Genomic DNA, 25905 nt, shown 5'->3' on the forward strand with positions numbered 1-25905 from the left:
GGAGGAGCCCCCGTGTCCGGTGCCAACGGCAGCCCCGTGTCCGAGCGGCCCGGTACCCCCGGTCCGCCCGCCCCGCCGGTCGGCTCCGGCGACGGCGGCCGCCGTCCGCGGCGCCGCTGGCTCAGGGCCGTGATCGTCTTCCTGCTGATCGCGATCCCGGCCGGGTATCTGGCGATCTCCGCCATGCAGAGCCGCGACGGCGGGTCGGAGAAGGTGCAGGCGGCCAAGTCCAAGGGGCTGTCCGCGGGCTATCCGTCCCGGGTGCAGCGGCGCATCTACGACATTCCGGTTCCGCAGCACTCCCGGAAGGTCGCCTCCTTCGAGACGAACTCCTGGAAGGTCAGCTCGCTGTACGTGCAGTTCGTCACGTCCCGCGACGGACTGGACCGCTTTCTGGCCAAGCTCGGCACCAGCAGCTCCGCCCTGGAGAAGGGGGCGGTGACCATCACCGGAGAGCAGGCGAAGAAGGTCGGTTGGCACGTCGGAGCCGCCGGTCACGACTGGTCCGGAATGGTCATCAAGCAGAAGGATCCGCAGCCCAAGCTGAGGATCACGGTCAGGAACGACAATCCGGCTCATCCGAAGGTCTATGTAGTCTCCACCATCACGCCGTAGGGACCGCTACGACGTTCGGGATACCGTTTCCGGGTGAGCGAGACCAAGACACTTCAGTACCGGACCGACGGCCCCGAGGACGGGCCCGTACTCGTCCTCGGGCCCTCGCTGGGCACCACATGGCACATGTGGGACCGCCAGATACCCGAGCTGTCCCGACACTGGCGCGTCCTCCGCTTCGACCTGCCGGGCCACGGCGGCGCCCCCGCCCACCCCGCCCCCTCCGTGGCGGAACTGGCCACCCGGCTGCTGGCCACCCTCGACATGCTGGGCATCGACCGCTTCGGCTACGCGGGTTGCTCGATCGGCGGGGCCATCGGCGCCGAACTGGCGCTACGACATCCCCTGAGAGTGGGCTCACTCGCCCTCGTCTCCGCCTCCCCGCGCTTCGGCACCGCCGACTCCTTCCGGCAGCGCGGCGTCGTGGTCCGCACCAACGGCCTCGACCCGATCGCCCGCGCCACCCCCGACCGCTGGTTCACCCCCACCTTCGCCGCCGCCCAGCCCGCCATCGTCGACTGGGCCGTCCAGATGGTCCGCACCACCGACCCCGGCTGCTACATCGCCGCGTGCGAGGCGCTGGCCGCGTTCGACATCCGCCCCGAGCTGGGCCGCATCGGCGCCCCCACGCTCGTCCTGGCCGGGGCCGAGGACCAGGTCACCCCGGCCGCCGACGCCCGCGTCCTGGTCGCGGGCATACCCGACGCCCGGCTCGCGCTGGTCCCCGGCACCTCGCATCTGGCGCCCGTCGAACAGCCCGCCGCCGTCACCGATCTGCTCGTACGCCACTTCTCCAGCTCGTGGCAGTCCTCGGACCACCCCACCGGGATGACGGCGGTCTCCGCGCCTTCCGTCAAGCCCGTGCTGACGCCGGTGCCGCCGCCGGTCACCGCTCCGGCCCCGCCGCGCACCGCCCCGCCCGCCGCCGCGCCGCCGACGGCCCCGCCCGTCGAGATCGGCTACACCCGGCCGCCCGAGCCCGCGCCCGACGGCCGCGCCGACACCTACGACCAGGGCATGAAGGTCCGGCGCGAGGTGCTGGGCGACGCCCATGTGGACCGCGCGGAGGCCAAGGTCGACGACTTCACCGGCGACTTCCAGGACTTCATCACCCGCTATGTGTGGGGCGAGGTGTGGACCCGGCCCGGCATCGACCGCCGCACCCGCAGCGTGATCACCCTCACCGCCATGGCCGCCCGCGGCCACCTGGACGAGCTCGCCTTCCACACCCGGGCCGCCCTGCGCAACGGGCTGACGCCGACCGAGATCAAGGAAGTGCTGCTGCACACCGGCATCTACTGCGGGGTGCCCGCAGCGAATTCCGCCTTCGCGGTCGCCCAGCGGGTCATCGCCGAGGAGACCAGTCCCGACGAGTGACGCGAGCGACGGGGGAGGACAATGATCCCCATGAAGCTCACCAAGAAGGGCCACGCCTGCGTCCGGCTGGAGAAGGACGGGCAGCGGCTCGTCATCGACCCCGGAGCCTTCACCGAACAGGACGCGGCGGTCGGCGCGGACGCGATCCTCGTCACCCACGAGCACCCCGACCACTTCAGCGAGGAGCAGCTGCGGGCGGCGCTCGACGCCAGCCCCGGCGCGCAGATCTGGACCCTCGCCAGCGTCGCCGACCGGATCTCGGCGGCCTACCCGGGCCGGGTCCACACGGTCGGCGAGGGCGACACGTTCAGCGCGGCCGGATTCGACATCGAGGTGCACGGCCAGCTGCACGCCGTCATCCACCCCGACATCCCCCGGATCACCAACGTCGGCTACGTCGTCGACGGCGCGGTCTTCCACCCCGGCGACGCGCTCACCGTGCCGGACCGTCCTGTGGAAACCCTGCTGCTGCCGCTGCACGCGCCGTGGAACAAGTTCTCCGAGATCCTCGACTACGTGCGTGAGGTCGCCCCGCGGCGCGCGGTCGACATCCACGACGCGCTGCTGTCCGGCCTGGCGCCGCAGGTGTACGGCCGGATGCTGGGCCCTGACGGCCCGGGCACGGGCGCCGCGGAACACATCCGGCTGCTGCCGGGCGAAACGCTCCCGCTCTAGGCTGTCGTACCCGGGATGTAGGTTGTCCCCCATGCGCATCGCCACCTGGAACGTCAATTCGATCACCGCCCGGCTGCCGCGGCTGCTCGCCTGGCTGGAGAGCAGCGGCACGGACGTGCTGTGCGTCCAGGAGACCAAGTGCGCCGAGGCCGCGTTCCCCTTCGAGCCCCTGCGCGAGCTGGGCTACGAGGCCGCGGTCAACGCCACCGGCCGGTGGAACGGGGTGGCGGTCCTCTCCCGGGTCGGCCTCGCCGACGTCGTCTCCGGCCTCCCCGGCGGCCCCGACTACGACGGCGACCAGGAGCCCCGCGCCATAGCCGCCACCTGCGGCCCGGTCCGCGTCTGGTCGGTCTACGTGCCGAACGGCCGCGAGATCGGTCACCCGCACTACGACTACAAGCTGCGCTGGCTGGACGTGCTGCGGGAGACCGTGACCGACGACGCGAAGGGCCCCCGGCCCTTCGCCGTCCTCGGCGACTTCAACGTCGCCCCGACGGACGACGACGTCTGGGACCGCACCCGCTTCGACGGCCTCACCCACGTCACGGACAAGGAGCGCGAGGCCCTGACCGCCCTGCGCGACACGGGCCTGTCGGACGTCGTCCCCCGCCCCCTGAAGTACGACCACCCCTTCACATACTGGGACTACCGGGAGCTGTGCTTCCCGAAGAACCGCGGCATGCGGATCGACCTGGTCTACGGCAACGCGGCCTTCGCGGATGCGGTGGGCGATGCGTACGTGGACCGCGAGGAACGCAAGGGCAAGGGCGCGTCGGACCACGCCCCGGTGGTCGTGGACATCCGCGGCTAACCCCCGGGCCCCCGCGCCCGCCGGGGTGCCCCCCTGCCCGTTCACGCGCGGGCGCGGCCCGGCGGCCGCTGCGCCTGCCCGGGGTACCCCCTGGGCTTTCGTGCGTGGGTGCGGCCCGGTGGGTGGGTTGTGCCCACCCGTTCCTCCCCCAGCTACCGCTGGGAGGTGCCCCCTCCGCGGAACGATTGCCCACAACGGGGTTCGGAGCCCCGGCCGGGGTATGGGGGCGGAGCCCCCGAGGGGGCCCGGGGCGGGGCCCAGTTCAGGGTCCGGGCGCAGCCCCAGGCCGGGGTCCAGGGGCGTAGCCCGGCGGGGTTGGGGGCGGAGCCCCCCTGTGGGGAGCCCCCCCATCTGTCCGGGGCGGAACCCATGGAGGGGGCTGGGGCGCAGCCCCAGTGGGGGCCGGGGCGGAGCCCCGTGGGGGGCCGGGGGCTTGCCCCTGGTTTCGGGAAGGGGCGGGGTGGGGGAATCAGCCGACCAGCGAGCGCAGGGGGATCGACTCCGCCATCGCCTGCAGTCCCGCGTCCCCCGGGTGCAGGTGATCGCCGCTGTCGTACGCGGGAAGGATCCGCGCCGGGCGCGCGGGATCCCGTACGACCGCGTCGAAGTCCAGGACCGCGTCGAACACCCCACCGTTGTCGCGGATGAAGGCGTTCACCACGGAACGCCGGGCATCCGCGTCGGCGGTGCACAGCGACTCGCCCTCGCACGGCGTGATCGTCCCGCCCACCACCCGCAGCCCCCGCGCGTGCGCCCGCGCGGCGAGGCCCTTCAGCCCGGCGATGACGTCTTCGGCCGAGGTGCCCCAGCGCAGGTCGTTGATGCCCTGGAAGATCACGACCGTACGGGCGGAGGTCTGCGCGAGGACGTCCCGCTCCAGGCGGCTGCCCGCGCTCACCCCACTGGTGACGGTGGAGACCCCGTCGCCGGGGTAGACGTCGGTGACCACGCGGTTGGCGGAGATGCCGCTGTTGACGACGCCGTACGCGGGCACACCGGACGCACCGGACTGGGCGCGCAGCCGCCGGGCGAGGACGTCGGGCCAGCGCCGGTTGGCGTCCATCGTGGACTTGGTGCCGTCGGTGATGGAGTCGCCGAGGGCGACCACAGACCCGGGGCCGCCCCGGACGTCGACCCCGGTGAGGAACGGCCACGTGGTCAGGGTGCCGGTATAGGCGTCGGCGCCCGTCTCACCCGTGCGGTCACCGCTGCCCGGCGCGCTCAGAAAGGAACGCTGCGTGGCCTGCGTGTGCACGGGCACGGCCGCGACCGGCCCGGGAAGGTGAATGCTGACCAAAAGGTTCGCGTCGGCCGGGACGGGGAACTTCACGGGATCGCTGAAGACCTGCGCGCCCGCCGGGATCGACGTACCGGCCCGGCCACGGAAGGTCAGCGGTACAGGGGAGCCGCTCGCGGCAGCGCCGTCCGCCTGGAGGGCGACGGTCGCGTGGCCGATGGCGACGGGGGCGGCGGCGAAGGTGTTCTCCAGCCGTACCCGGGCGCCGGGCCCGCCCGCGCTGGTGTGCACGACGAGCCGTAGCGTCTGGTCGGTCCACGGCCCGACCTTGGTGTATCCGGCGGTGCTGGCGGCCCAGCTGCCCGTCCAGCCCCGCGCGGGCTGCCGCAGCGAGGCGGCGAAGACGTGGAGGTCGGCGCCCGGACCGGGATCCTTCGGCAGGGTCACGGAGGCGACCTCGCGGCCACCCCGGAGCGGCACCGTCACCGCGTACAGCCGGGCCGCCTCCGCCCGCTGCCCGTCGGCGGTGTTGAGGTGCGGGAGGCCGACCGCCTTGGTGGCGGCGGGGCCCGCACGCCAGTCGGGGGCGCTCAGGGTGTACGTACCGGACGAGCCGTCCCGGTAGCGGACGCGGCCGGTGCCGCCGGCCCCGGCGCCGGGGCCGCCCGGGGAACTGCTCGCGACCAGGAAGGTGAGCGCGTCGCCGCGCCCCCCAAGCCGCACCGACTGCCCGTCGGCGATCACATTGTCTGCCCGAGACGACCCCGCGCTCCGCGGCCAGGCCAGGCCCGCCGAGTCGAGGGCGATGACGCGTCCGGGCGTCCAGCCCGCGGCCCGCAGGTCCTGCGCGGAGAGGGAGTTGCCCGCCCCGTCGAAGTCCGCCGTACCCGGCGAGGCGTCGTCACCGACCGCCCGGTTGTCGAAAAGCCGCTCCAAGGGGAGCGGCTTCGTGGTGCTGGGGGCCTGGGCGGCCACCGAGGGCGCGGCCGGTGCGAGGAGTACGAGGGTGGCACCTCCCGCGACGATCCCGGCCACGTTCCATGGTCTTTCGACGCGCATGTGTGTCCCCTCTCGTAACCGACCCGACCGGCGATTCGACAGGTGCATGGCGAACGTAGAAAGACGGCCGGGTGTCGTCAAGACAAGCAACGGGTCACGGAGCCCACAGCGCGCCCTGTGGTGCGCCCGTGCGCTTGGTGCGACGCTGAGATGTATGAACATCCCCTTCCTGGACAACTGGCGCAAGCGGCACGGCGCGGCCTCCGGTACGGCTCTGATGAGCGCCCAGGAGGCGGACCCCCAAGGCGTCGCACAACTCCTCTCCGAGTGCGAACTGCTGCGCGCGCGGGCCGCGCAGGCGGGCATCGGACTCGACGACTCGGCCGGGTCCCTGGAGGCGCTGGACCAACTGGTCCCGCGCTGGCGCGACGACCCGGAGGAACTGCCCTGGCTCGGTAACGACGCCGGGCTGTATCTGGGCACGGTCATCGTCCGTACCGTTCCGGGTGCCGTCTGGCAGGTGTGGCCCAACGGCCGCCCCGTGGTGCGGCTCGGCTCCGGCCGGGAGGTCGACGTGGTCGAGGCGGGCCAGCAGTGGGCCGCGGACGGCGCCCCCGAGCTGTCCCAGCTGTACGCGGAGGTCTCGGAGGTCTGAGGGGGCCCGCGACCGGGCGGTATCCACCCCTATGGGGCGGTATCGGCACCCTCGGTGCGTGTCCTGACCGAAGTGCCGCTTTTGTGTGGATAGCTTGCGCGGTATGGCCGTTGGTGAACCACTGATCGAGCTGCGCAGCGTCAACAAGTACTTCGGCGCGCTGCACGTCCTCCAGGACATCGACCTCACCGTCGGCCGCGGCGAAGTCGTGGTGATCATCGGGCCGTCCGGGTCCGGGAAGTCCACGCTGTGCCGGACGATCAACCGGCTGGAGACCATCCAGTCCGGCTCGATCGTGGTGGACGGGCGGCCGCTGCCGGAGGAGGGCCGGGAGCTGGCGCGGCTGCGGGCCGAAGTGGGGATGGTCTTCCAGTCGTTCAATCTGTTCGCCCATCGGACCGTGCTGGACAACCTGATGCTCGCGCAGATGAAGGTCCGCAGGCGCGGCAAGCCGGAGGCCGGGCGGCGGGCCAGGGAACTGCTGGACCGGGTGGGCCTCGCGGACCAGGCGGAGAAGTACCCCGCCCAGCTCTCCGGTGGTCAGCAGCAGCGCGTGGCCATCGCCCGCGCGCTGGCGATGGACCCGAAGGTGATGCTCTTCGACGAGCCGACCTCGGCGCTCGACCCGGAGATGATCAACGAGGTGCTGGAGGTCATGCGCCAGCTCGCCCGGGACGGCATGACGATGGCCGTCGTCACCCATGAGATGGGCTTCGCCCGGTACGCCGCGAACCGCGTGGTCTTCATGGCCGACGGCCGCATCGTGGAGGACCGCAGTCCGGAGGAGTTCTTCAAGGCGCCGGAGTCCGCCCGGGCCAGGGACTTCCTCTCCAAGATCCTCAAGCACTGAGCGGGGTGATGACGACATGAGGCGCACCCTGACCGCCGTCCTCGCGCTGCTGCTCGCCCTCAGCTGCTGCGGAGTCCTCACCGGCTGCGGCAAGGCGGGCAGCCCGCCCGCCAAGGGCCCCAAGCCCGAGCAGCTGCCCCGCTACCGGGTGGCCACCACCTTCCGGCTGCCCGCCTCGCCCACCTGGCGGAAGGCGAAGCGGCGCGGCTATCTGACCGTCGGGGTCAAGGAGGACCAGCCCTATCTGGGCGAGAAGGACCCGGCCACCGGCCGCTACTCCGGCTTCGACATCGAGATCGCCAAGATGATGGCGGCGTCCCTCGGCTTCCCGCCCCGGACCATCCGGTTCCGGAGCATCGCCTCCGCCAACCGGGAAACCGCGCTCCAGAACGGCCAGATCGACTACTACGTCGGCACCTACACCATCAATCCGCTGCGCAAGAAGCTGGTCGGCTTCGCCGGTCCGTACTACATGGCCGGGCAGTCGCTGCTGGTGCGCAAGGACACGAACGACATCCACGGCCCCGGCGACCTGGCGGGCAAGACGGTCTGCTCGGCGGCCGGTTCCACTCCGCTCCAGCGCATCCAGCACGACTACCCCAAGGCCCACGCGGTCGCGTACGACAACTACTCGGTGTGCGTGGACAACCTGCTCAGCTTCCAGGTCGACGCGGTCACCACGGACAACGTCATCCTGCTCGGCTACGCGGCCAAGGCCCCCGACGAGCTGAAGCTCGTCGGCAAGCCCTTCTCCAAGGAGCCCTACGGCGTCGGCGTGCCCAAGCACGACACCGCGCTGCGCTTCGCGCTGGACGACGCCATCGAGGCCCATGAGCGCAACGGCGACTGGAGACGGGCGTACAACGCGACCCTCGGCCTGTCCGGTGTGCCCGCCCCGAAACCGCCCGCCGTCGACCGCTACCACTGAGGCCCCGCATCCATGGACGTGCTCACCCAGAACTTCGCGCTCTACGGCCGCGGCCTGCTCGGCACCATCGAGCTGACCGTCTACGCCTCGCTGCTCGCCCTCGCGCTCGGCGTCCTGATGGCCGCCTTCCGGGTCGCGCCGGTCGCCAGTCTGCGCGCCTTCGGCACCGCCTGGGTGACGGTGCTCCGCAACACCCCGCTGACGCTGCTGTTCTTCGCGGTGATGCTGGGCCTCCCGCGCTTCGGGCTGATCCTGCCGTTCACGGTCTTCGCGGTGCTCGCCCTCGGCTGCTACACCTCGGCATTCATCTGCGAGGCGGTGCGCTCGGGCATCAACACGGTGCCGGTCGGGCAGGGTGAGGCGGCCCGCAGCCTGGGCATGACCTTCGAGCAGACGCTGGGCGCGGTGGTGCTGCCGCAGGCGTTCCGCGCGGTCATCCCGCCGATCGGCTCGACGCTGATCGCGCTCGCCAAGAACTCGGCCATCGCCGGGTCGTTCAGCGTCACCGAACTGCTCGGCACGTACAAGCCGCTCAACGAGATGGGCTACAGCGTCGTCTGGTCCTTCGTCTGGATCGCCGTCGGCTATCTGCTCGTGACCCTGACCATCAGCGCGATCTTCACCGCGCTGGAGAAGCGCTGGGGAGTGCCCCGTTGACCGCCACCACCGTCCTCTACGACGTCCCGGGCCCCCGCACCGTCCGCCGTCACCGCCTCTACGGGGCGCTCGCCGCGCTGGTGCTGCTGGCCCTGCTCGCCTGGGTGATCTATCTCCTTGTCGACACGGGCCAGTTCGCGTACCGCAAGTGGATGCCCTTCGAGTACGCGGGCATCCAGGAACTCCTGCTGCGCGGCCTCGCCAACACCCTCAAGGCGTTCGGCCTCGCCGCCGTCCTCTCGCTGGCACTGGGCGGGGTGCTGGCCGCCGGGCGCCTCTCCGACCACTCCCCGGTGCGCTGGCTGGCCACCCTCGTCGTGGAGTTCTTCCGCGCGATGCCCGTCCTGGTGATGATCTTCTTCGTCTTCGTGGCGCTGAAGGTACAGCCCCTGCCCGCCCTGGTCACCGGGCTGACCCTGTACAACGGCTCGGTGCTCGCCGAGGTGTTCCGCACGGGTGTGACGGCGGTGGACCGCGGGCAGCGGGAGGCGGCGTACTCCCTCGGCATGCGCAAGACGCAGGTCATGACGTACGTCCTGGTCCCCCAGGGGGTACGGGCGATGCTGCCCGCGATCATCAGCCAGCTGGTGGTGGCCCTGAAGGACACCTCGCTCGGCTTCCTCATCACCTACGAGGAGTTCCTGCACGCGGGCAAGCTCATCGCGTCCAACCTCGACTACGACCTGCCGTTCATCCCCGTCGTGATGGTCATCTCACCGGTCTACATCGGGATGTGCATGCTGCTGTCGTGGTGCGCGAACTGGGTGGCCAAGCGCCAGCGGCGCAGCGTGAAGACGGAAAAGGTAAAGGTGGCGCCGCCCGGCCCGGGAGCCCCGCTGCCGGGCGACACCGCCGCTCCCTAGTCGCGCACCGGGACCGACAGGTACGAGGGGTCGGCGGCGGGGGAGGAGAAGGTGAGGTGAGCGCCGTCCGGGTTGTGCTCGATGTAGAGCGGGTCGACGGTGTCGACCACCAGCGCGAGCTTGTGTCCGGCCGGGACGTCGTACGCGGTGGAGAACAGGTCCAGGTCGACGGGGAACGGCTTGCCCGGGGTGCGGTCGTGGAAGGTGACCGGTGCGTTGCTGATGAGCTTGCCGACGCCGAGCGGGCCCACGTCGTAGAGGTAGGCGACCGCGGTGCCGTCGGACTTGTCGCTGGTGAGGGTGGTGTGCAGGGACACCGTGCCGCGGATGCGCTGCTCGGTGGCGTACGCCCCGGTCTGCCAGACGGCCGCGTACGAGCGCGGCAGCAGGGGGATCGAGGCGAGCGGCGGGAGCTTGAGGAACTGGTCGAGGGCGCCGGTCAGCAGGACGGTCCCGGCGTTGGCGCCCGAGTCGTGGTTCGCGGTGACCGTCTCGGACCGGTCGAGCGCCACCCGGCGCCGCTCGGAGGGCACGGCTGACCAGCTGGCGTAGCCCTCGTAGCCGCCGCCGGTGCGGGACATGAGCTGTACCGGCTGCTCGCGGTCGATGCCGTTGCGGTCGCCCTTGAGGTAGCGGTCGAGCCAGCGCTTGCTGTGCTCCCAGGTGTCGTTCGGCAGCCCGAAGAGCCCGCCGAACTCGGCGGTCGCGTGGTCGCCGGGCCGGAACTCCAGCCGCTTGGGGCCGGTCAGCTTCTCGTAGAAGTCGGCGTAGCTGTTGGGCGGGAAGATGGAGTCGCCCCAGGCGTTGCCCAGCATGATGGCCGCGCCATTGGCGTTGATCTTGTCGAGGTAGGTGGCCGCCGAACGCTTGCGGCCCCACTCGATCATGTCCTGTTCCTTGGCGAGGTTGGAGCCGAGGAAGTCCTTCAGGATCTGGTTGAGTTCGTCGCTGGGGCGGCCGGTGAGGGCGCCCGCGCCGCCGAGCAGTCCGGCGGCCTGGGAGTGCTGGGTGCGGCCGCTGTAGATGGAGCCGATCAGGTCCGACCAGCCGCTCATCGAGACGACGGCCTTGATGCGCTGGTCGAAACCGGCGGCGAGCAGGCTGATCCCGGCGCCGTACGAGACGCCCGCCATGCCGATGTGGTCGGGGTCGGCGGCGGTGTTGGCCAGGGCCCAGTCGATGACTTTGGACGCGTCGGCGACGTCGGGCGGCCCGGCCGTCTCGATCCGGCCGCCGGACTGCCAGAAGCCGCGGGTGTTGTAACTGACCACCACATAGCCGGATTCGGCGAGCTTCTTGGCCTGCGCGAGGTACTCGATCTGCGGCATGGACCAGCTGGTGGGCAGCACGACGAGGGGGAGGCGGCCCGAGGTGTCCGCGGGGGCGACGACGTTGGCGGCCAGGGTGGTGCCCCCGTCGCCGGGGATGTCGACGAACCGTACGGAGGTGTCGGCGGCGGTTGCCGACGTGGGTGCGGCGGGTACGGCCTGGGCGGCGGGGGCGAGGACGAAGGTCGCACCGGCCAGGACGGTCGCCGAAAGGGAGGCGGCGGTGGTGGTACGCAAGCCGCGGCGGGCAGGGGTCACTGTCGCTCCAGACGTGGATGCCGTGGGGGCAAGAGGGGGGGGGAGGAGCACCGGTGCAGGCCCGGGAGGGCCTAAGTGACCTGACGGTAACCTCGCGGACTTACCGGTGGTAATAGCGCGGTAAGTTACGCCTGGGTAACGATGCGGGCGGGGCGGTCCCCCGGGCCGTCCGCGATGCGATAAGCCCCCGGCTCACCCCTCCTTGAGCAGCGTCTTGGCCGACGCCTTGCCGCTTCCCGTGGTGGCGGGCTTGGTGACGTCCGCGACCAGCTCGACCACATCCGGGCCGTACGCCTGGGAGTTGACCACCTTAAGCAGCAGACAGAACGAGCCCTGCGCCCCGTACTTGCGGGCCAGCTTGGCGCGGTTGCGCACCAGATGGCGTACGGCGGCGCGGTGGGTGACCGGGCGCTGCCCGGCGGCCAGGAACACCGGACGGCCGCCGTCGCCCGCCGTCAGCCGCGCCACCAGGACGTGCTCGACCGCGCCGGGCTCGGGCCGGTACTCGGTGCCGCCGATGGTGTAGGTGCCGCGGTCCGTGCCGGACTCGTCGCCCTGGTGCACGGTCACGCCCGGCAGCAGGTTCGCCATGTGCGCGGACAGGCGGCGGTGCGCGGTCGGATCGCCGACGCAGAACTCGGTGCGCGCGCCGAAGCCCTGGAGCCCGGTGTCGTGCGGGGCGACCTCGGCGTGCGCGCCGCAGTTCTCCACGACGGAGGCGAGCCCGAGCAGCGCGAGGGCGTCGTGGCGGGGGATGGACCAGTGCGCCGAGGTGCTGTCCCGGTGGGTGACCAGCACGCATTCCGAGCCGTCGGGCAGGCCGAAGAAGCGCTGCTCGCGGGCGCGCCCCCGGCGCCTCGCGGCCGAGTGCACGGCCCAGCCGAGCGCCAGCCCCACGATCAGGGCCGCTCCGGAAGCGATCAGGTCCTGCACGGTGTCAGTCATGGCCGCGCATCGTAGCTGCCATCCGAGTGGTGTTCGAGCGGATGTTCCAGGGGCACTCGCCCTCTGTCGTGAACATGAGCGTCACGGGTAGGCTCCGCTCTCTCTGTCGCCTGCTTGGAGGTCCGGATGGGGCACGCCGCACGACCAGCCGCAGCAACCAGGTCCACGGCGCGCGCCGCCCGGCGCGCGCTGCCCGCGCTCGCCGCCGCGGCCGGAATGGTCGCCGCGCTCGGCATCGCCCCGGCCGGTGCGCAGGCCGCCGGACCGCGGAGCGGAGGCACACCCGCCAAGACGCCCGTGGCCACCGGCTACGGCGGCGCGGTCTCCAGCGTCGACCCGGACGCCTCGGCGGCCGGGATCGACGTGCTGCGGCGCGGCGGCAACGCGGTGGACGCGGCGGTGGCGACGGCGGCCGCGCTCGGGGTCACCGAGCCGTACTCGGCGGGCATCGGCGGCGGCGGATACTTCGTCTACTACAACGCCAAGCGGCACACCGTCTCCACGCTCGACGGCCGCGAGAGGGCCCCGCTCAGCGCGGACAAGGGCCTCTTCCTGGACAAGCACGGCAAGCCGCTGCCGTTCGACGACGCCGTCACCAGCGGGCTCAGCGTCGGAACCCCCGGCACCGCGGCCACCTGGAGCGACGCGCTCGACGACTGGGGCACCCGGTCGCTCGGCCAGGTGCTGAAGCCCGCCGAGCGGCTGGCCAGCGACGGCTTCACCGTCGACAAGACGTTCCGCGAGCAGACCGCCGACAACGAGGACCGCTTCAAGGACTTCCCGGCCACCGCCGAGCTGTTCCTGCCCGGCGGCAAGCTCCCGGCCGTCGGCTCGACCCTGCGCAACCCGGACCTCGCCCGCACCTACGCCCTGCTGGCCAAGAAGGGCGTCGGCGCGATCTACAAGGGCGAGGTGGGCCGCGACATCGTCTCGACGGTGCGCAAGCCCCCCGTCGATCCGAAGGCGCAGCGTGTGGTGCGGTCCGGCGATCTGCGCGCCGAGGACCTGCGGGCGTACGGAACGAAGCGGCAGGCCCCGACCCGTACCTCCTACCGCGGCCTGGACGTGTACGGCATGGCGCCCTCGTCCTCCGGCGGCACCAGCGTCGCCGAGGCGCTGAACATCCTGGAGCGCACCGACCTCTCCAAGCTCAGCGAGCGCGACTATCTGCACCGCTACATCGAGGCCTCCCGGATAGCCTTCGCCGACCGCGGCCGCTGGGTCGGCGACCCGGCCGCCGAGGACGTCCCGACCAAGGCGCTCACCTCGCAGCGGTTCGCCGACTCCCGGGCCTGCCTCATCAAGCCCGACGCGGTGCTGAAGAGCCCGCTCGCCCCCGGTGACCCGGCGAACCCGGGTGCCCCCGGCTCCTGCGACACCCGTGGCCACGCCGCCCCCACCACGTACGAGGGCGAGAACACCACGCATCTGACGGTCGCCGACAAGTGGGGCAACGTCGTCGCGTACACCCTCACCATCGAGCAGACAGGCGGCAGCGGCATCACCGTCCCCGGCCGGGGCTTCCTGCTCAACAACGAGCTGACCGACTTCTCCTTCACGCCCGCCGACCCCGCCGTCCACGACCCGAACCTGCCGGGCCCGGGGAAGCGGCCGCGCTCGTCCATGTCGCCGACGATCGTGCTCGACGGCCGCAAGCCGGTGCTGGCGCTCGGCTCGCCCGGCGGCGCCACGATCATCACCACCGTGCTCCAGACCCTGCTGAACCACCTCGACCGGGGCATGCCGCTGGTCGACGCGATCGCCGCGCCGCGCGCCAGCCAGCGCAACGCCGCCCAGACGGAGCTGGAGCCCGGGCTGTGGAACGGCCCGGAGCGGGCCCGGCTGGAAAAGCTCGGCCACGCCTTCAAGCAGAACCCCGAGATCGGGGCCGCGACCGGCGTCCAGCTGCTCCGTGACGGCCGGTGGCTGGCCGCCGCCGAGACGGAGCGGCGGGGTGGCGGCTCGGCGATGGTGGTCCGGCCCGCGGGCTGATCGTCGGATGGTCCACGGTGGCGGCCGGGCCCCGGCCCGGCCGCCACCGTAATATGTGCGAATCCGGAAATGTGGCCGTAGCGCGCCGCTGGCCGGGTCCGTAACATGCGGGATGTCGAATGCGGGGGTGGCGATGGCGGGCAGACAACTCCCGGCGGCGATCGAGGAGTTCGCGAGCTATCTGCGGGCGCTGACCCGGCGTATCGACCCCGAGCAGGGCTGGTACGCGGTGTTCGCGCAGCGCGACCCCGAGGGGTTGCGCGCCTGCCTCGCCGGTGAGGAGATCCCGCCCTGGGACGTCGTGCAGGCCCTCCTCCAGGACCTCTCCGCCCAGCGCGGCGCCCAGACCGCCAACGTGGCCGCCGCCCGCGCCGCCACCCTGTACCGCGCCTCGATCACCGCCCACGACGCGGCCCCCGGCACCCGCGAGGCGCTGAGCGCCCGCCTGGCCGCGATGCGGCGCGAACGCCTCGCCGCCGCCGACCGCGAACACGACCTGGAAGCCGCCCAGCGCGCCGGTGCCGAGACCACCCCCGACGGCGACCCCGTCGACGCCGCCCTGGCCTGGGCCCAGGACGACCACCACCGCGCGACGGCCCGCTGCGAAGAACTCACCGCCCGCCTGGCCGCCCTCCCGCCCCCACCGGGCGCGGCCCCTGGCGGCCCCCCGGCCGCGGGTCAGCCGTTCGGCGGCGCGCCCGGACCGGGGCTGCCCGGCGCCGGTCCGGTGTCGTGGGGCACGGGCGGCCCGCGAGGCCCGTCGGCGGCAGGTCCGGCCGGGCAGCCCCGGCCGGGTGGCGCGAGGTCGGCGCCGCTGGGCGAGGGCCCGCTGTCCGCGATTTTCGGCGGCCCGTCGGCCCCGGGGGCGCCCGGTGCCTCGCCGGGGCCGCAGGCTGGGGAGGTGTCCGACGCGGTGGGGGCGTGGACCGTGGGCGGGTCGCAGGGCCGCCCGTCGGCGGCAGGCCCGGACGGGAGCCCCCCGCCGGGTGGTGCGGGGTCCGTGCCGCTGGGTGAGGGGCCGTTGTCCGCGGTCTTCGGCGGCCCGTCGGCCCCGGGGGCGCCCGGCGCCGGGCAGCGGCCGTCCGGCGGGGAAGCCGGGCCGGGGCCGCGGGGCGAGGGCTCGCCGCCGCCCGGCGCGGCGCGGTCGTCGTGGGCGCTGGGCGGGTTGCAGGATCCTTCGGCTGCCGGGCTGGGGGCGCGGCGGCAGGAGGGGGACGCCGAGGACGCGCCGCCGCCGGAGGGGGCGCCGCCTCGGCCTCGGGGGGCGCGGTTCGCCGCGGCGTACGACGGGGGCCCGGAGCCGGGCCCCGGGGCGGCCGCGGAGCCGCCCGCCCGGCCGCGCGGGGCGCGGTTCGCGGGGGCCGGGGCCGCGCCGCGCGGAGGCCGCTTCGGCGGGCGGGGCGGGGCGCGCAAGCGGGAACGGGAGGCCGAGGAGCGGGCCCGGGCCAGTGAGCAGCAGGAACTGGCCGAGGCCCGGCGGGCGGCCGGTGAGGCCGTCGCGCGGCTGGGGCGGCTGCGTGCGGAGGGCCGTAGCGGGGAGGCGCACGCCGTGCTGTGCGAGACGGCCGTCTGGTCCGCCGTGCGGCTGCCGGTGCTGGCGGCGGAGCTGGAGCGCGCGGGGCTCGGCGCCGACGTGGCCACGCTGCTGTGGGAGATGTCCTCGCTGCCGCCCGAGCGGCTCGCCGCCGCCGCTGAGGCGCTGGTCGCGGCGGGCCGCGAGGCCGACGGGGAGCGGCTGCTGCGGCAGAGCGTCGCGCGGCCCGCCCCCGAGGTGGCGCAGACCGCGCTCGCGCTCCTCGGGAACGCGGCGCACAGCGAGGTGGCGCTGCTGCTGGCGGCGTTCATACGGGCCCGTACGCCCGCCGAGGTGGCCGAGGCGGCGGCCGAGGAGCCGGGCGCGCTGGTGCCCCCGCTGCTGGAGGCGGCGAGCGCGGTGTCCCCGGGCAGCCAGCACGACCTCGCGCATGCCCTCCGGGTGGCGGGCATACCCGGCGCGGGCTGACACTCACCAGCCCACCAGCCCGACATATCGTGAAAAGTGATCGTCTTCGTTGAGTAACGGCGGCGGTATTGCCAGAGTGGTGAGTGCGCTTCTACGTTCTTCACCACAGCGAGACTCTACGTGCGTAGACACAGGCTGACGACGGGGGCAAGCCCCCGGAGCACTGCTGTGAAGGAGCTGATCATGGCCAACGTCGTACGTGCCGCGCTCGTCCAGTGCACCTGGACCGGCGACACCGAATCGATGATCGCGAAGCATGAGGAGTACGCCCGGCAGGCGGCCGCCCAGGGAGCCAAGGTGATCGGCTTCCAGGAGGTGTTCAACGCCCCGTACTTCTGCCAGGTGCAGGAGCCGGAGCACTACCAGTGGGCGGAGCCGGTCCCGGACGGGCCGACGGTACGGCGGATGCGGGCGCTGGCCCGGGAGACCGGAATGGTCATGGTGGTCCCGGTGTACGAGGTCGAGCAGTCCGGCTTCTACTACAACACCGCGGCCGTGATCGACGCCGACGGCAGCTACCTCGGCAAGTACCGCAAGCACCACATCCCCCAGCTCAAGGGGTTCTGGGAGAAGTACTACTTCAAGCCGGGCAACCTGGGCTGGCCGGTGTTCGACACCGCCGTCGGCAAGGTCGGGGTGTACATCTGCTACGACCGCCACTTCCCGGAGGGCTGGCGCGCGCTCGGGCTGGCCGGTGCGCAGCTCGTCTACAACCCGTCCGCCACCTCCCGCGGACTGTCCTCGCACCTGTGGCAGCTGGAGCAGCCCGCCTCCGCGGTCGCGAACGAGTACTTCATCGCGGCGATCAACCGCGTCGGCACCGAGGAGTACGGCGACAACGACTTCTACGGCACCAGCTACTTCGTCGACCCGCGCGGCCAGTTCGTCGGCGACGTGGCCAGCGACAAGGAAGAGGAACTGGTCGTCCGGGACCTCGACTTCGGCCTCGTCGACGAGGTGCGGCAGCAATGGGCCTTCTACCGGGACCGCCGCCCCGACGCCTACGACGAGCTGGTGAAGCCATGACCGGCGAGCACCCCACCGGCGCCCCCACCGGCGAGGATCTGTACGCACGCCACCGGGCCGTCCTCCCGGACTGGCTGGCGCTCTACTACCAGCGGCCCATCGAGATCACCCACGGCGAGGGACGCCACGTCTGGGACGCGGACGGCAACCGCTACCTCGACTTCTTCGGCGGCATCCTCACCACGATGACCGCCCACGCCCTCCCCGAGGTCACCAAGGCGATCACCGAGCAGGCGGGCCGCATCCTGCACAGCTCCACGCTCTACCTCGACCGCCCGATGGTCGACCTCGCCGAGCGCGTCGCGCGGCTGTCCGGCATCCCGGACGCCCGGGTCTTCTTCACCACCTCCGGCACCGAGGCCAACGACACGGCGATGCTGCTCGCCACCACGTACCGCCGCTCGAACCAGATCCTGGCGATGCGCAACAGCTACCACGGCCGGTCGTTCTCGACGGTCGGCATCACCGGCAACCGCTCCTGGTCGCCGACCAGCATCTCGCCGCTCCAGACGCTGTACGTGCACGGCGGGGTGCGCGGCCGGGGGCCGTTCGCCGGGTTGTCGGACGGCGCGTTCATCGACGCGTGCGTGGCCGACCTCGAAGACATCCTCGGCCAGGCGCACGGCAACGTCGCCGCGCTGATCGCCGAACCGATCCAGGGCGTGGGCGGCTTCACCTCCCCGCCCGACGGGCTGTTCGCCGCCTTCCGCGAGGTGCTGGACCGGCACGGCATCCTGTGGATCACCGACGAGGTGCAGACCGGCTGGGGCCGCACCGGCGACCACTTCTGGGGCTGGCAGGCCCATGACGCCGCGGGCCCGCCGGACGTCCTCACCTTCGCCAAGGGCATCGGCAACGGCATGTCGATCGGCGGGGTCGTGGCCCGCGCCGAGGTCATGAACTGCCTGGGCGCCAACTCCATCTCCACCTTCGGCGGCAGCCCGGTCACCATGGCCGCCGGTCTCGCCAACCTCAACCACCTGGTCGAGCACGACCTCCAGGGCAACGCCCGCCGCGTCGGCGGGCTGCTCATCGAGCGGCTGCGCGCGGCCTGCGCCGGGCTCGACGCCGTCACCGAGGTACGCGGCCGCGGGCTGATGATCGGCGTCGAACTGGTCGAGCCGGGCACCGGCGATCCGTCGCCCGAGACCGCGTCGGCCGTGCTGGAGGCCGCCCGCGAGGGCGGGCTGCTCCTCGGCAAGGGCGGCGGCCACAACAGCAGCGTCCTGCGCATCGCCCCGCCGCTGAGCCTCACCGTGGCGGAGGCCGAAGAGGGCGCGGACATCCTCGAAGCCGCCCTGCGCACGGCCGCCCTGCAAGCCACCCAAGTCCAATCGGGCCCCCAGCCGGGAAGGAGTGCGCGCTGATGCCTCGTACCGTGATCCGCGGCGGGCTCGTCATCACCGCCGCCGAGGAGATCCACGCCGACGTCCTGGTCGAGGACGAGCGGGTGGTGGCGCTGGCCGCGTCCGACAGCGATGTCGCGCGCGGCTGGACCGCCGACCGTACGATCGACGCGACCGGCAAGTACGTCATCCCGGGCGGGGTCGATCCGCACACCCACATGGAGATGCCGTTCGGCGGCACCTTCGCCGCCGACACCTTCGAGACCGGCACCCGGGCCGCGGCCTGGGGCGGTACGACCACCATCGTGGACTTCGCCATCCAGACCAAGGGCCACGCGCTGCGCGAGGGGCTGGACGCCTGGCATCTGAAGGCGGGCGGCAACTGCGCGATCGACTACGCCTTCCACATGATCCTCTCCGATGTCGACGAGGGCTCCCTGAAGGAGATGGACCTCCTCGTCGACGAGGGCGTGACCTCGTTCAAGCTGTTCATGGCCTACCCCGGCGTCTTCTACAGCGACGACGGGCAGATCCTGCGCGCCATGCAGCGCGGCGCCGCCAACGGCGGGCTGATCATGATGCACGCCGAGAACGGCATCGCCATCGACGTCCTGGTCGAACAGGCCCTCGCCGAGGGCAGGACCGATCCCCGCTACCACGGCGAGGTCCGCAAGGCGCTGCTGGAGTCCGAGGCCACCCACCGGGCCATCCAGCTGGCGCGGGTGGCCGGGGCGCCGCTGTACGTCGTCCATGTGTCGGCGGAGGAGGCCGTCGCGGAGCTGACGCAGGCGCGCGACAAGGGGCTGCCGGTCTTCGGCGAGACCTGCCCGCAGTATCTGTTCCTGTCCACCGACAACCTCGCCGAACCGGACTTCGAGGGCGCCAAGTACGTCTGCTCGACACCGCTGCGGCCGCGTGAGCACCAGGCCGCGCTGTGGCGGGGGCTGCGGACCAACGACCTCCAGGTCGTCTCCACCGACCACTGCCCGTTCTGCTTCACCGGCCAGAAGGAGATGGGCCGCGGGGACTTCTCCAAGATCCCCAACGGGATGCCGGGCGTGGAGAACCGCATGGACCTGCTCCACCAGGGTGTCGTGGACGGCCACATCACCCGCCGCCGCTGGATCGAGATCGCCTGCGCCACCCCGGCCCGGATGTTCGGCCTCTACCCCAAGAAGGGCACCATCGCCCCGGGTTCGGACGCCGACCTCGTCATCTACGACCCGTCCGCCCAGCAGACCATCTCGGCCGAGACCCACCACATGAACGTCGACTACTCGGCCTACGAGGGCAAGCGGATCACCGGGCAGGTCGAGACCGTGCTCTCGCGCGGCCTCCCGGTCATCGACGGACGCGCCTACACCGGCCGCGCCGGACACGGCCAGTTCGTCCGCCGCTCGACCTGTCAGTACCTCAGCTAGGAGGCCAGGTTATGGACTTCGGACTCGTCCTGCAGACCGATCCGCCCGCGTCGGACGTCGTCGACCTGATGCGCCGCGCCGAGCGCAACGGCTTCCGCTACGGCTGGACCTTCGACTCCGCGGTGCTCTGGCAGGAGCCGTTCGTCATCTACAGCCGCATCCTGGAGCACACCGAGCGGCTGACCGTCGGCCCCATGGTCACCAACCCCGGCACCCGCACCTGGGAGGTGACCGCCTCCACCTTCGCCACCCTCAACGACATGTACGGCAACCGCACCGTGTGCGGCATCGGCCGCGGTGACTCCGCGATGCGGGTCGCGGGCCGCACCCCGAACACCCTCGCCCGGCTGTCCGACGCCATCGACGCCATCCGCGACCTGGCGGAGGGCCGGGAGGCCGTGGTGGACGGCAGCCCGATGCGCATTCCCTGGATCAAGGACGGCGGCCGGCTGCCGGTCTGGATGGCCGCGTACGGGCCCAAGGCCCTCGCCCTCGCGGGGCAGAAGGCCGACGGCTTCATCCTCCAGCTCGCCGACCCGTTCCTGACGGAGTGGATGGTCCACACGGTCCGCGCCGCCGCGGCCGACGCCGGGCGCGACCCGGACGCGATCACCATCTGCGTCGCCGCGCCCGCGTACATCGGGGACGACGTGGCCCACGCCCGGGAGCAGTGCCGCTGGTTCGGCGGCATGGTCGGCAACCATGTCGCCGACCTCGTCTCCCGCTACGGCGAACACTCCGGCGCCGTCCCCGAATCCCTCACCGAGTACATCGCCCAGCGCAAGGGCTACGACTACAGCCACCACGGCCGCGCCGGAAACCCCGACACGGCCTTCGTCCCCGACGAGATCGTCGACCGCTTCTGCCTGCTCGGCCCGGCGGAGGCCCATGTGGAAAAGCTGCGCACGCTACGGGGACTGGGCGTGGACCAGTTCGCGGTGTACGCGATGCACGACGCGAAGGAGCGCACGATCGACGCGTACGGCACCGAGGTCATCCCAGCCCTGACCGCATAGGGCGGCCGGTCAGTCATCGGATCTCTTCGGGCACACTTCTTGACCCTTGGCGAGGTCGAGTCCATCATCTCCGGGCATGAAGAGACGACAGGCGCTTACAGTGCTCGGAGGTCTCGGCTTAGCCGGGCCCCTCGCCGCGATCACTCCCTCCGGCCGGGCGGCCGCCGCCGACCTGCCGGAGGGAGTGTTCTTCCAGAACCGGGGCAGTGTGGCGGGCTGGGACAAGGGCTACGCCCAGAAGCAGGGCACCATCACCACCGTCGACAACCCCACCTACAAGGGCGCCGACGCCATCGCGGCGACCCAGACCTACATCAACGAGACCGGTGGCTATCACAGCGAAGTCATCCGGCAAGGAGCGCAGAGCGTCGACGAGGACCGCTACTACGGCCAGGCCATCTACCTGGGCTCCGGCTGGCGGTTCCACGATCAGAACGTCACCTTCCAGCAGTTCTCCCCCGAGGATCCGGAGGGCCCTTGGCTGCTGATGTTCGTCATGGGCAACAAGATCCAGTACGGCGGCCGCGCGGTCTCCGGCACCGTCGGGTCCATCGCCGATCTGCGCGGAACCTGGATCCGTATCGTCGTACGCCTCAAGCTCGCCGACAGCGGCCAGGGCGCCTTCGAGGTCTGGCTGAACGGCAAGAAGACCGTCAGCACGACCGGTATCACCCTGCTGCCGTCCACCTCGCGCACCATCCGCTGGTCCAGCGGCATCTACTGCACGGCCTGGCGCGACGGCACCCCCGCGGGCCCCTCGACGCTGACGATCCTCCACGACCAGCACCGCATCGCCTCGTCCTACTCCCTGGCCGAACCGGCCAATTGGGCCTGACGGAACTGGTTAATTTCAGATAACACCTATTTCCTTGATCTTTCCCCGTGCCTGACTCGGCCTTTAGGTTGCAGCACAATCGCGATCTTCGAGAGAAGGGCACAGCGGTGGGGATTTCACGCAGGACACTCATCCGGCGAAGCGGCACGGCGGCGGCAGGGGCGGGGTCGCTGTGGCTGGGCGGCCGGCTGACCGGCACCGACTCCGTGGCGCACGCGGCCGAGGGCGCCGAGGAGACCGGGGACGGCGCCCGGCGGATCGTCGTCGGTGAGGCCACCAACGCCTCCGCCGCCCTGTCGCCGGACGGCCGGACGGTGGTGCTGGACCTGCTCAACATGGTGTGGTCGGTCCCCGCCCGCGGTGGTGAGGCGACCCGGCTGACCGGCATCGACCAGGAAGCGACCGAACCCGACTTCTCGCCCGACGGCCGTCACCTGGTCTACCAGGGCTACACCGACGGGAACTTCCACCTCTGGCTGGCGCGCGCCGACGGCACCGGGGCACGTCGGCTGACGTCCGGGGCGGCCGACCACCGCGAGCCGCGCTTCTCCCCGGACGGCAGGCGCGTCGCCTACGCGGCCGAGACCGAGGGCCGCTACGCGATCCACGTACTCGACCTCGACAGCGGCGCGTCCCGCGTCTGGGCGGCGCCCGGCGACGACGCCACCGCCCAGGAGGCGCAGCCCTTCTGGCACCCCGACGGCACCGCCATCGTGTTCACCAGCGGCACCGGCGACGCCCCGCGGACCGTGGTGAAGGCCGGTGCCGACGGAAAGCGCACCACGCTCGTCACCGTCGCCGAAGGCCGGGTCGCTGGCCCCTCGCTCTCCCCGGACGGCGGGCGCCTGGCGTACGTCCACCTCACCTCCGCGGCGGCCCGCCTGGTCGTCGACGGCGAGACGGTGTCCGACGACGGCGAGGACGTGTTCCCGTTCGCGGCCCGCTGGCCGTCCGGCGACGAGGTGTTCTACACCGCCGACGGAAAGGTCCGCCGCCGCACCCTGGGCGGCCCCGCCCCGCGCGGGGGAAAGGTGCGGGACATCCCCTTCACCGCCCACCTCACCGTGCCCCGCGTCCACGAGCGGCCCGCGGCGACGGACCTCGACTCCACCGCGCCCCGCCAGGTCAAAGGCATCGTCAGCCCCTCCCTCTCGCCGGACGGCCGCAGCGTCGCCTTCGCCGCGCTCGGCGACATCTGGGTCGCGCGCACCGGCTCCGCGCCCAAGGCCGTGGTGTCCGACGGGAGCCTCAACACCGCCCCCGCATGGCACCCGGACGGCTCCGCCCTGGTGTACGTCAGCGACCGGGGAGGCGACGCCGTCGAACTGTGGACCCACGACTTCCACAGCGGCGAGAACCGCCGGCTGACCAGCCTCCGGGGCGAGGCGTACGGTCCGGTCTACAGCCCCGACGGCCGGACCGTCGCCTTCTGCCTCGCGGCGGGCACCGTGCACACCGTCGACGTCTCCTCCGGCACCGTGCGCAAGGTCACCGGACCGCTCAACGCCCCCGGCAGGCCCACCTTCTCGGCCGACGGCACCCGGCTGTCCTGCGCCGCGCTGGTGCCCGTCACCCCCCGGTACCGGGAGGGCGCCAACCAGATCCTGACCGTCGACCTCGCCACCGGTGAGACCCACTACGACGAGCCGGTGCCCGCGAAGTCCCTCGCCAACCGCATCGACGCCGGGCCCGTCCACGCGCCGGACGGCCGGCACACCGCGTACGTCGTCGGCGGCACCCTGTACCTCAGCGCCCTCGACACGGCCGGCCGCCCCACCGGCACCGCCCGGCGGCTGAACCGCGAGACGGCCGACGCGCCGAGCTGGAGCGCCGACTCGGCGTCCCTGCTGTACCTCTCCGACGGCCGTCTGCGCCGCGCCGACGCGCGCACCGGCCGCGCCAGGACGGTCCCGGCCGGGCTGACCTGGCGGCGGACCAGGCCCTCGGGGCGGACCGTGCTGCGAGTCGGCGCCGTCTGGGACGGCACGGCCGCGACACTGCGGCGCGATGTGGACATCGTCATCAAGGACAACCGCGTCGAGCGACTGGCCGAGCCCGGAACGGTCCGCGGGGACCGTACGGTCGACGCACGGCACCTGACCGCGATACCCGGTCTGATCGCCGTTCATGAACACGGCCCCTGGGCGCGGTCCGAGACCATGAGGCTGTGGCTGTCCTTCGGCGTCACCTCGCTGCGCTCGCCGGGCACCGCGCACTACGCGGCGGTCGAGGCCAAGGAGGCCATCGGCTCCGGCCGCCGCACCGGACCGCGCGTCTTCGCGGCCGGTGATCTGATCGACGGCTCCCGGATCTACTACTCCTCGGGACGCCCGGTCACCGGAGAGGAAGAGCTGACGCGCGAACTGGCCAAGGCCGAAGCACTCGGCCATGACCTGGTCAAGACGTATGTGCGACTTCCGTACCCGCTCCAGCGCGCCGCCGTGCGCGCGGGGCACCGGCTGGGGCTGCGCGCCACCTCGCACTACCTGTTCGGCCCGCTCGGGTTCGGCGCCGACGGCACCGAACACCTCGGCGGCACCAGCCGCTACGGCCGCCGTCAGAAGGAGACCCATCTCGGCCACGCCTACCAGGACATGACCGAACCGCTCATCGCCTCCGGTATGGCCTTCACCCCGACCTTCGGCCTCTCCGGCGCGGGGCTGCCCGCCACCCGGGCGGCGCTGTACCGGTACGCCGCGTGGGCCGTCGGCGACCAGCGGCTGACGTCACTGCTGACCGAGGCGGAGTACGAGGAGTTCCGTACCGGCGTGGCGGACGCCCGGGAGCAGAAGCCGACCGACCTGCTGGCCTTCGTGGCACGCCACGGTGCGACGGTGCGCAGGCTGCTGGAGGGCGGTGCCCAGGTCGGGGTCGGCACCGACAGCCCCCTGGTTCCCCCTGGCATCTACTACCACCTCAACCTCCAGGCCATGGTGCGCTACGGCGCCAGCCCGCTCCAGGCGCTGCGCTCCGCCACCGTCACGGGTGCGCGGACGCTGGGCCTGAGCGCCCATCTCGGCACCGTCGAACCCGGCAAACTCGCCGATCTGGCCCTGGTGGAGGGCGATCCGCTGCGGGACATCGCGGCCGCCGCGGCGGTGCGGCAGGTGGTGGTCGGAGGCGTGGTGCATTCGGTGGACGATCTCGTCGCGGACCGTCCGTCGTCCCGGCCCACCACGGCCGCCTCCGCGCGCCCGGCCGCGGCCCCGGCCCCGGACGTACCGCAGGAACCCGCCCGGGAGCGCTACTGGTGGCACCGGGAGGAGCACACGCACACCTCCTGCTGCTGACACGCGCGCCCAACTCGGTACCGAGCCCGGTGCCGTTCGCCGCCCGGGCGACGAACGGCACCGCACACCGGGCCGCTCAGCTCTCCCAGCCGTCGGTGCGCAGCGTGAATCCGAAAGGCGCCGGAACGCCGATCTCCTCACCGAACTTGATCTGTGAGCGCTGCCGGTAGCCGAGATCCGGCGTCGGGTCGTGGAACACCGTGACGGTGCCCTCCTGCATGTCGAGCAGGACGTACACCGGCACCTCCGCCTTGCCGTACACCTCCACCTTCTCGCCCCAGTCCACCTCCCTGGTGGAGACGGACGTCTGCTTCGCGGCCAAGGCGAGCGCCGACCCCGGCAGGTGAATGCTCCGGACTCGAGTGGCCGCCCGGTCCGCGACGTGCAGATCCGGGCCATACGCGCGGGCGGACTCCGGGAAGAGATACAGGTTCGGTGTGGTACGCGCCCGATGGCCCGCCGGGACGTGCGGTGTCAGCTGGTCGAGCAGGGAGTCCAGCACATCGTTGTAGACGCCCTGGGACCACGGCGACATGACGATCTTTCCCCCGATAATCTCCGCGCGATAGCCGTCCGGGAGGGCGGCGCTGGCCCGCTCCAGGTCGCGGCACAGTCGCTCGAACGCCTCCGGACCCTCGTCGGTGGTCACGGTCGCCGGATGCTCGATCATCGCTGTCATGATGCGCATCCTGTCCCGATCACGCGACTCGTGACGGAGTGTAGCGGATTCGATACGAGGCTGTCCGGCGCGTGCCATGCCCACCGCCTCAGTGCAGAGG

The 25905-nt window shown here is 72.3% G+C and carries 21 protein-coding genes; 17 read left to right on the top strand and 4 right to left on the bottom strand.

The window, feature by feature from the left end; translation table 11 throughout:
* Nucleotides 1–12 precede the first annotated feature (12 nt).
* Genes ACH4TL_RS05880 through ACH4TL_RS05895 form a run of 4 tightly spaced genes read left to right on the top strand, consistent with a single transcriptional unit; the run spans nt 13 to nt 3478 of the window.
* Complete coding sequence (locus ACH4TL_RS05880) at nt 13–615, top strand: hypothetical protein (protein WP_398311342.1); 603 nt, start codon at nt 13–15, stop codon at nt 613–615.
* Nucleotides 616–648: 33 nt separating this feature from the next.
* Entirely contained in the window at nt 649–1992 is a 1344-nt protein-coding gene (gene pcaC / locus ACH4TL_RS05885) for a 4-carboxymuconolactone decarboxylase (protein ID WP_398311339.1), read from the top strand.
* Between the two features lie 30 nt (nt 1993–2022).
* Nucleotides 2023–2667, top strand: coding sequence for an MBL fold metallo-hydrolase (locus tag ACH4TL_RS05890; protein WP_398311336.1), 645 nt, complete (start codon nt 2023–2025; stop codon nt 2665–2667).
* Nucleotides 2668–2698: 31 nt separating this feature from the next.
* Nucleotides 2699–3478: an exodeoxyribonuclease III gene (locus ACH4TL_RS05895; protein ID WP_398311333.1), complete on the top strand. Its 780-nt coding sequence runs from the start codon at nt 2699–2701 to the stop codon at nt 3476–3478.
* A 469-nt stretch (nt 3479–3947) separates the two neighbouring features.
* Here ACH4TL_RS05895 and ACH4TL_RS05900 read toward each other — a convergent pair whose 3' ends face one another.
* Nucleotides 3948–5774 carry an SGNH/GDSL hydrolase family protein gene (locus tag ACH4TL_RS05900; RefSeq protein ID WP_398311330.1) on the bottom strand — a complete coding sequence of 609 codons (1827 nt, stop codon included), beginning with the start codon at nt 5772–5774 and terminating at the stop codon, nt 3948–3950.
* A gap of 154 nt (nt 5775–5928) precedes the next feature.
* On the opposite strand from ACH4TL_RS05900, the gene ACH4TL_RS05905 reads away from it, so the two are divergent.
* From ACH4TL_RS05905 to ACH4TL_RS05925, 5 genes are all read left to right on the top strand, one after another.
* On the top strand, nt 5929–6369 hold the full coding sequence (locus ACH4TL_RS05905; RefSeq protein WP_398311327.1) for a DUF6278 family protein: 441 nt from the start codon (nt 5929–5931) through the stop codon (nt 6367–6369).
* A gap of 103 nt (nt 6370–6472) precedes the next feature.
* The gene (locus ACH4TL_RS05910) at nt 6473–7219 is read left to right on the top strand and encodes an amino acid ABC transporter ATP-binding protein (protein WP_398311324.1); all 747 of its coding nucleotides are present in this window, start codon (nt 6473–6475) and stop codon (nt 7217–7219) included.
* 16 nt (nt 7220–7235) lie between these two features.
* Nucleotides 7236–8147: a glutamate ABC transporter substrate-binding protein gene (locus ACH4TL_RS05915; protein WP_398311321.1), complete on the top strand. Its 912-nt coding sequence runs from the start codon at nt 7236–7238 to the stop codon at nt 8145–8147.
* 12 nt (nt 8148–8159) lie between these two features.
* Nucleotides 8160–8804 carry an amino acid ABC transporter permease gene (locus tag ACH4TL_RS05920; RefSeq protein ID WP_398311318.1) on the top strand — a complete coding sequence of 215 codons (645 nt, stop codon included), beginning with the start codon at nt 8160–8162 and terminating at the stop codon, nt 8802–8804.
* Nucleotides 8801–9667 carry an amino acid ABC transporter permease gene (locus tag ACH4TL_RS05925; RefSeq protein ID WP_398311315.1) on the top strand — a complete coding sequence of 289 codons (867 nt, stop codon included), beginning with the start codon at nt 8801–8803 and terminating at the stop codon, nt 9665–9667. The genes ACH4TL_RS05920 and ACH4TL_RS05925 overlap by 4 nt, the downstream gene beginning before the upstream one ends.
* Here the strand turns inward: ACH4TL_RS05925 and ACH4TL_RS05930 are convergent.
* A complete protein-coding gene (locus ACH4TL_RS05930) occupies nt 9664–11253 on the bottom strand; it encodes an alpha/beta fold hydrolase (protein ID WP_398311312.1) in 1590 nt (529 codons plus the stop codon). The two genes, ACH4TL_RS05925 and ACH4TL_RS05930, sit on opposite strands and share 4 nt — an antisense overlap.
* 192 nt (nt 11254–11445) lie before the next feature.
* A complete protein-coding gene (locus tag ACH4TL_RS05935; RefSeq protein WP_398311309.1) occupies nt 11446–12198 on the bottom strand; it encodes a hypothetical protein in 753 nt (250 codons plus the stop codon).
* A 126-nt stretch (nt 12199–12324) separates the two neighbouring features.
* On the opposite strand from ACH4TL_RS05935, the gene ggt reads away from it, so the two are divergent.
* The 8 genes from ggt to ACH4TL_RS05975 all read left to right on the top strand — a co-directional run bounded on the left by ggt (nt 12325) and on the right by ACH4TL_RS05975 (nt 25126).
* Nucleotides 12325–14190, top strand: a complete 1866-nt coding sequence (gene ggt / locus ACH4TL_RS05940; RefSeq protein ID WP_398311306.1) for a gamma-glutamyltransferase — start codon at nt 12325–12327, stop codon at nt 14188–14190.
* Between the two features lie 112 nt (nt 14191–14302).
* Nucleotides 14303–16192: a hypothetical protein gene (locus tag ACH4TL_RS05945; protein WP_398311303.1), complete on the top strand. Its 1890-nt coding sequence runs from the start codon at nt 14303–14305 to the stop codon at nt 16190–16192.
* A 183-nt stretch (nt 16193–16375) separates the two neighbouring features.
* Nucleotides 16376–17218, top strand: a complete 843-nt coding sequence (locus tag ACH4TL_RS05950; protein ID WP_398311300.1) for a nitrilase-related carbon-nitrogen hydrolase — start codon at nt 16376–16378, stop codon at nt 17216–17218.
* A complete protein-coding gene (locus tag ACH4TL_RS05955; protein ID WP_398311297.1) occupies nt 17215–18585 on the top strand; it encodes an aspartate aminotransferase family protein in 1371 nt (456 codons plus the stop codon). The genes ACH4TL_RS05950 and ACH4TL_RS05955 overlap by 4 nt, the downstream gene beginning before the upstream one ends.
* On the top strand, nt 18585–19985 hold the full coding sequence (gene hydA, locus ACH4TL_RS05960; protein WP_398311294.1) for a dihydropyrimidinase: 1401 nt from the start codon (nt 18585–18587) through the stop codon (nt 19983–19985). Before ACH4TL_RS05955 ends, hydA begins: the two co-directional genes overlap by 1 nt.
* Before the next feature lie 11 nt (nt 19986–19996).
* Nucleotides 19997–21001, top strand: coding sequence for a TIGR03842 family LLM class F420-dependent oxidoreductase (locus ACH4TL_RS05965; RefSeq protein WP_398311291.1), 1005 nt, complete (start codon nt 19997–19999; stop codon nt 20999–21001).
* A gap of 100 nt (nt 21002–21101) precedes the next feature.
* Nucleotides 21102–21836, top strand: a complete 735-nt coding sequence (locus ACH4TL_RS05970; protein ID WP_398311288.1) for a polysaccharide lyase — start codon at nt 21102–21104, stop codon at nt 21834–21836.
* A gap of 107 nt (nt 21837–21943) precedes the next feature.
* Complete coding sequence (locus tag ACH4TL_RS05975) at nt 21944–25126, top strand: amidohydrolase family protein (protein ID WP_398311285.1); 3183 nt, start codon at nt 21944–21946, stop codon at nt 25124–25126.
* A gap of 76 nt (nt 25127–25202) precedes the next feature.
* Here the strand turns inward: ACH4TL_RS05975 and ACH4TL_RS05980 are convergent, their stop codons facing one another.
* Nucleotides 25203–25805, bottom strand: coding sequence for a Uma2 family endonuclease (locus ACH4TL_RS05980; RefSeq protein WP_398311282.1), 603 nt, complete (start codon nt 25803–25805; stop codon nt 25203–25205).
* Nucleotides 25806–25905: the final 100 nt, after the last annotated feature.

It is taken from the genome of Streptomyces sp. NPDC021115 (assembly GCF_044333065.1).
Taxonomy (GTDB): domain Bacteria; phylum Actinomycetota; class Actinomycetes; order Streptomycetales; family Streptomycetaceae; genus Streptomyces.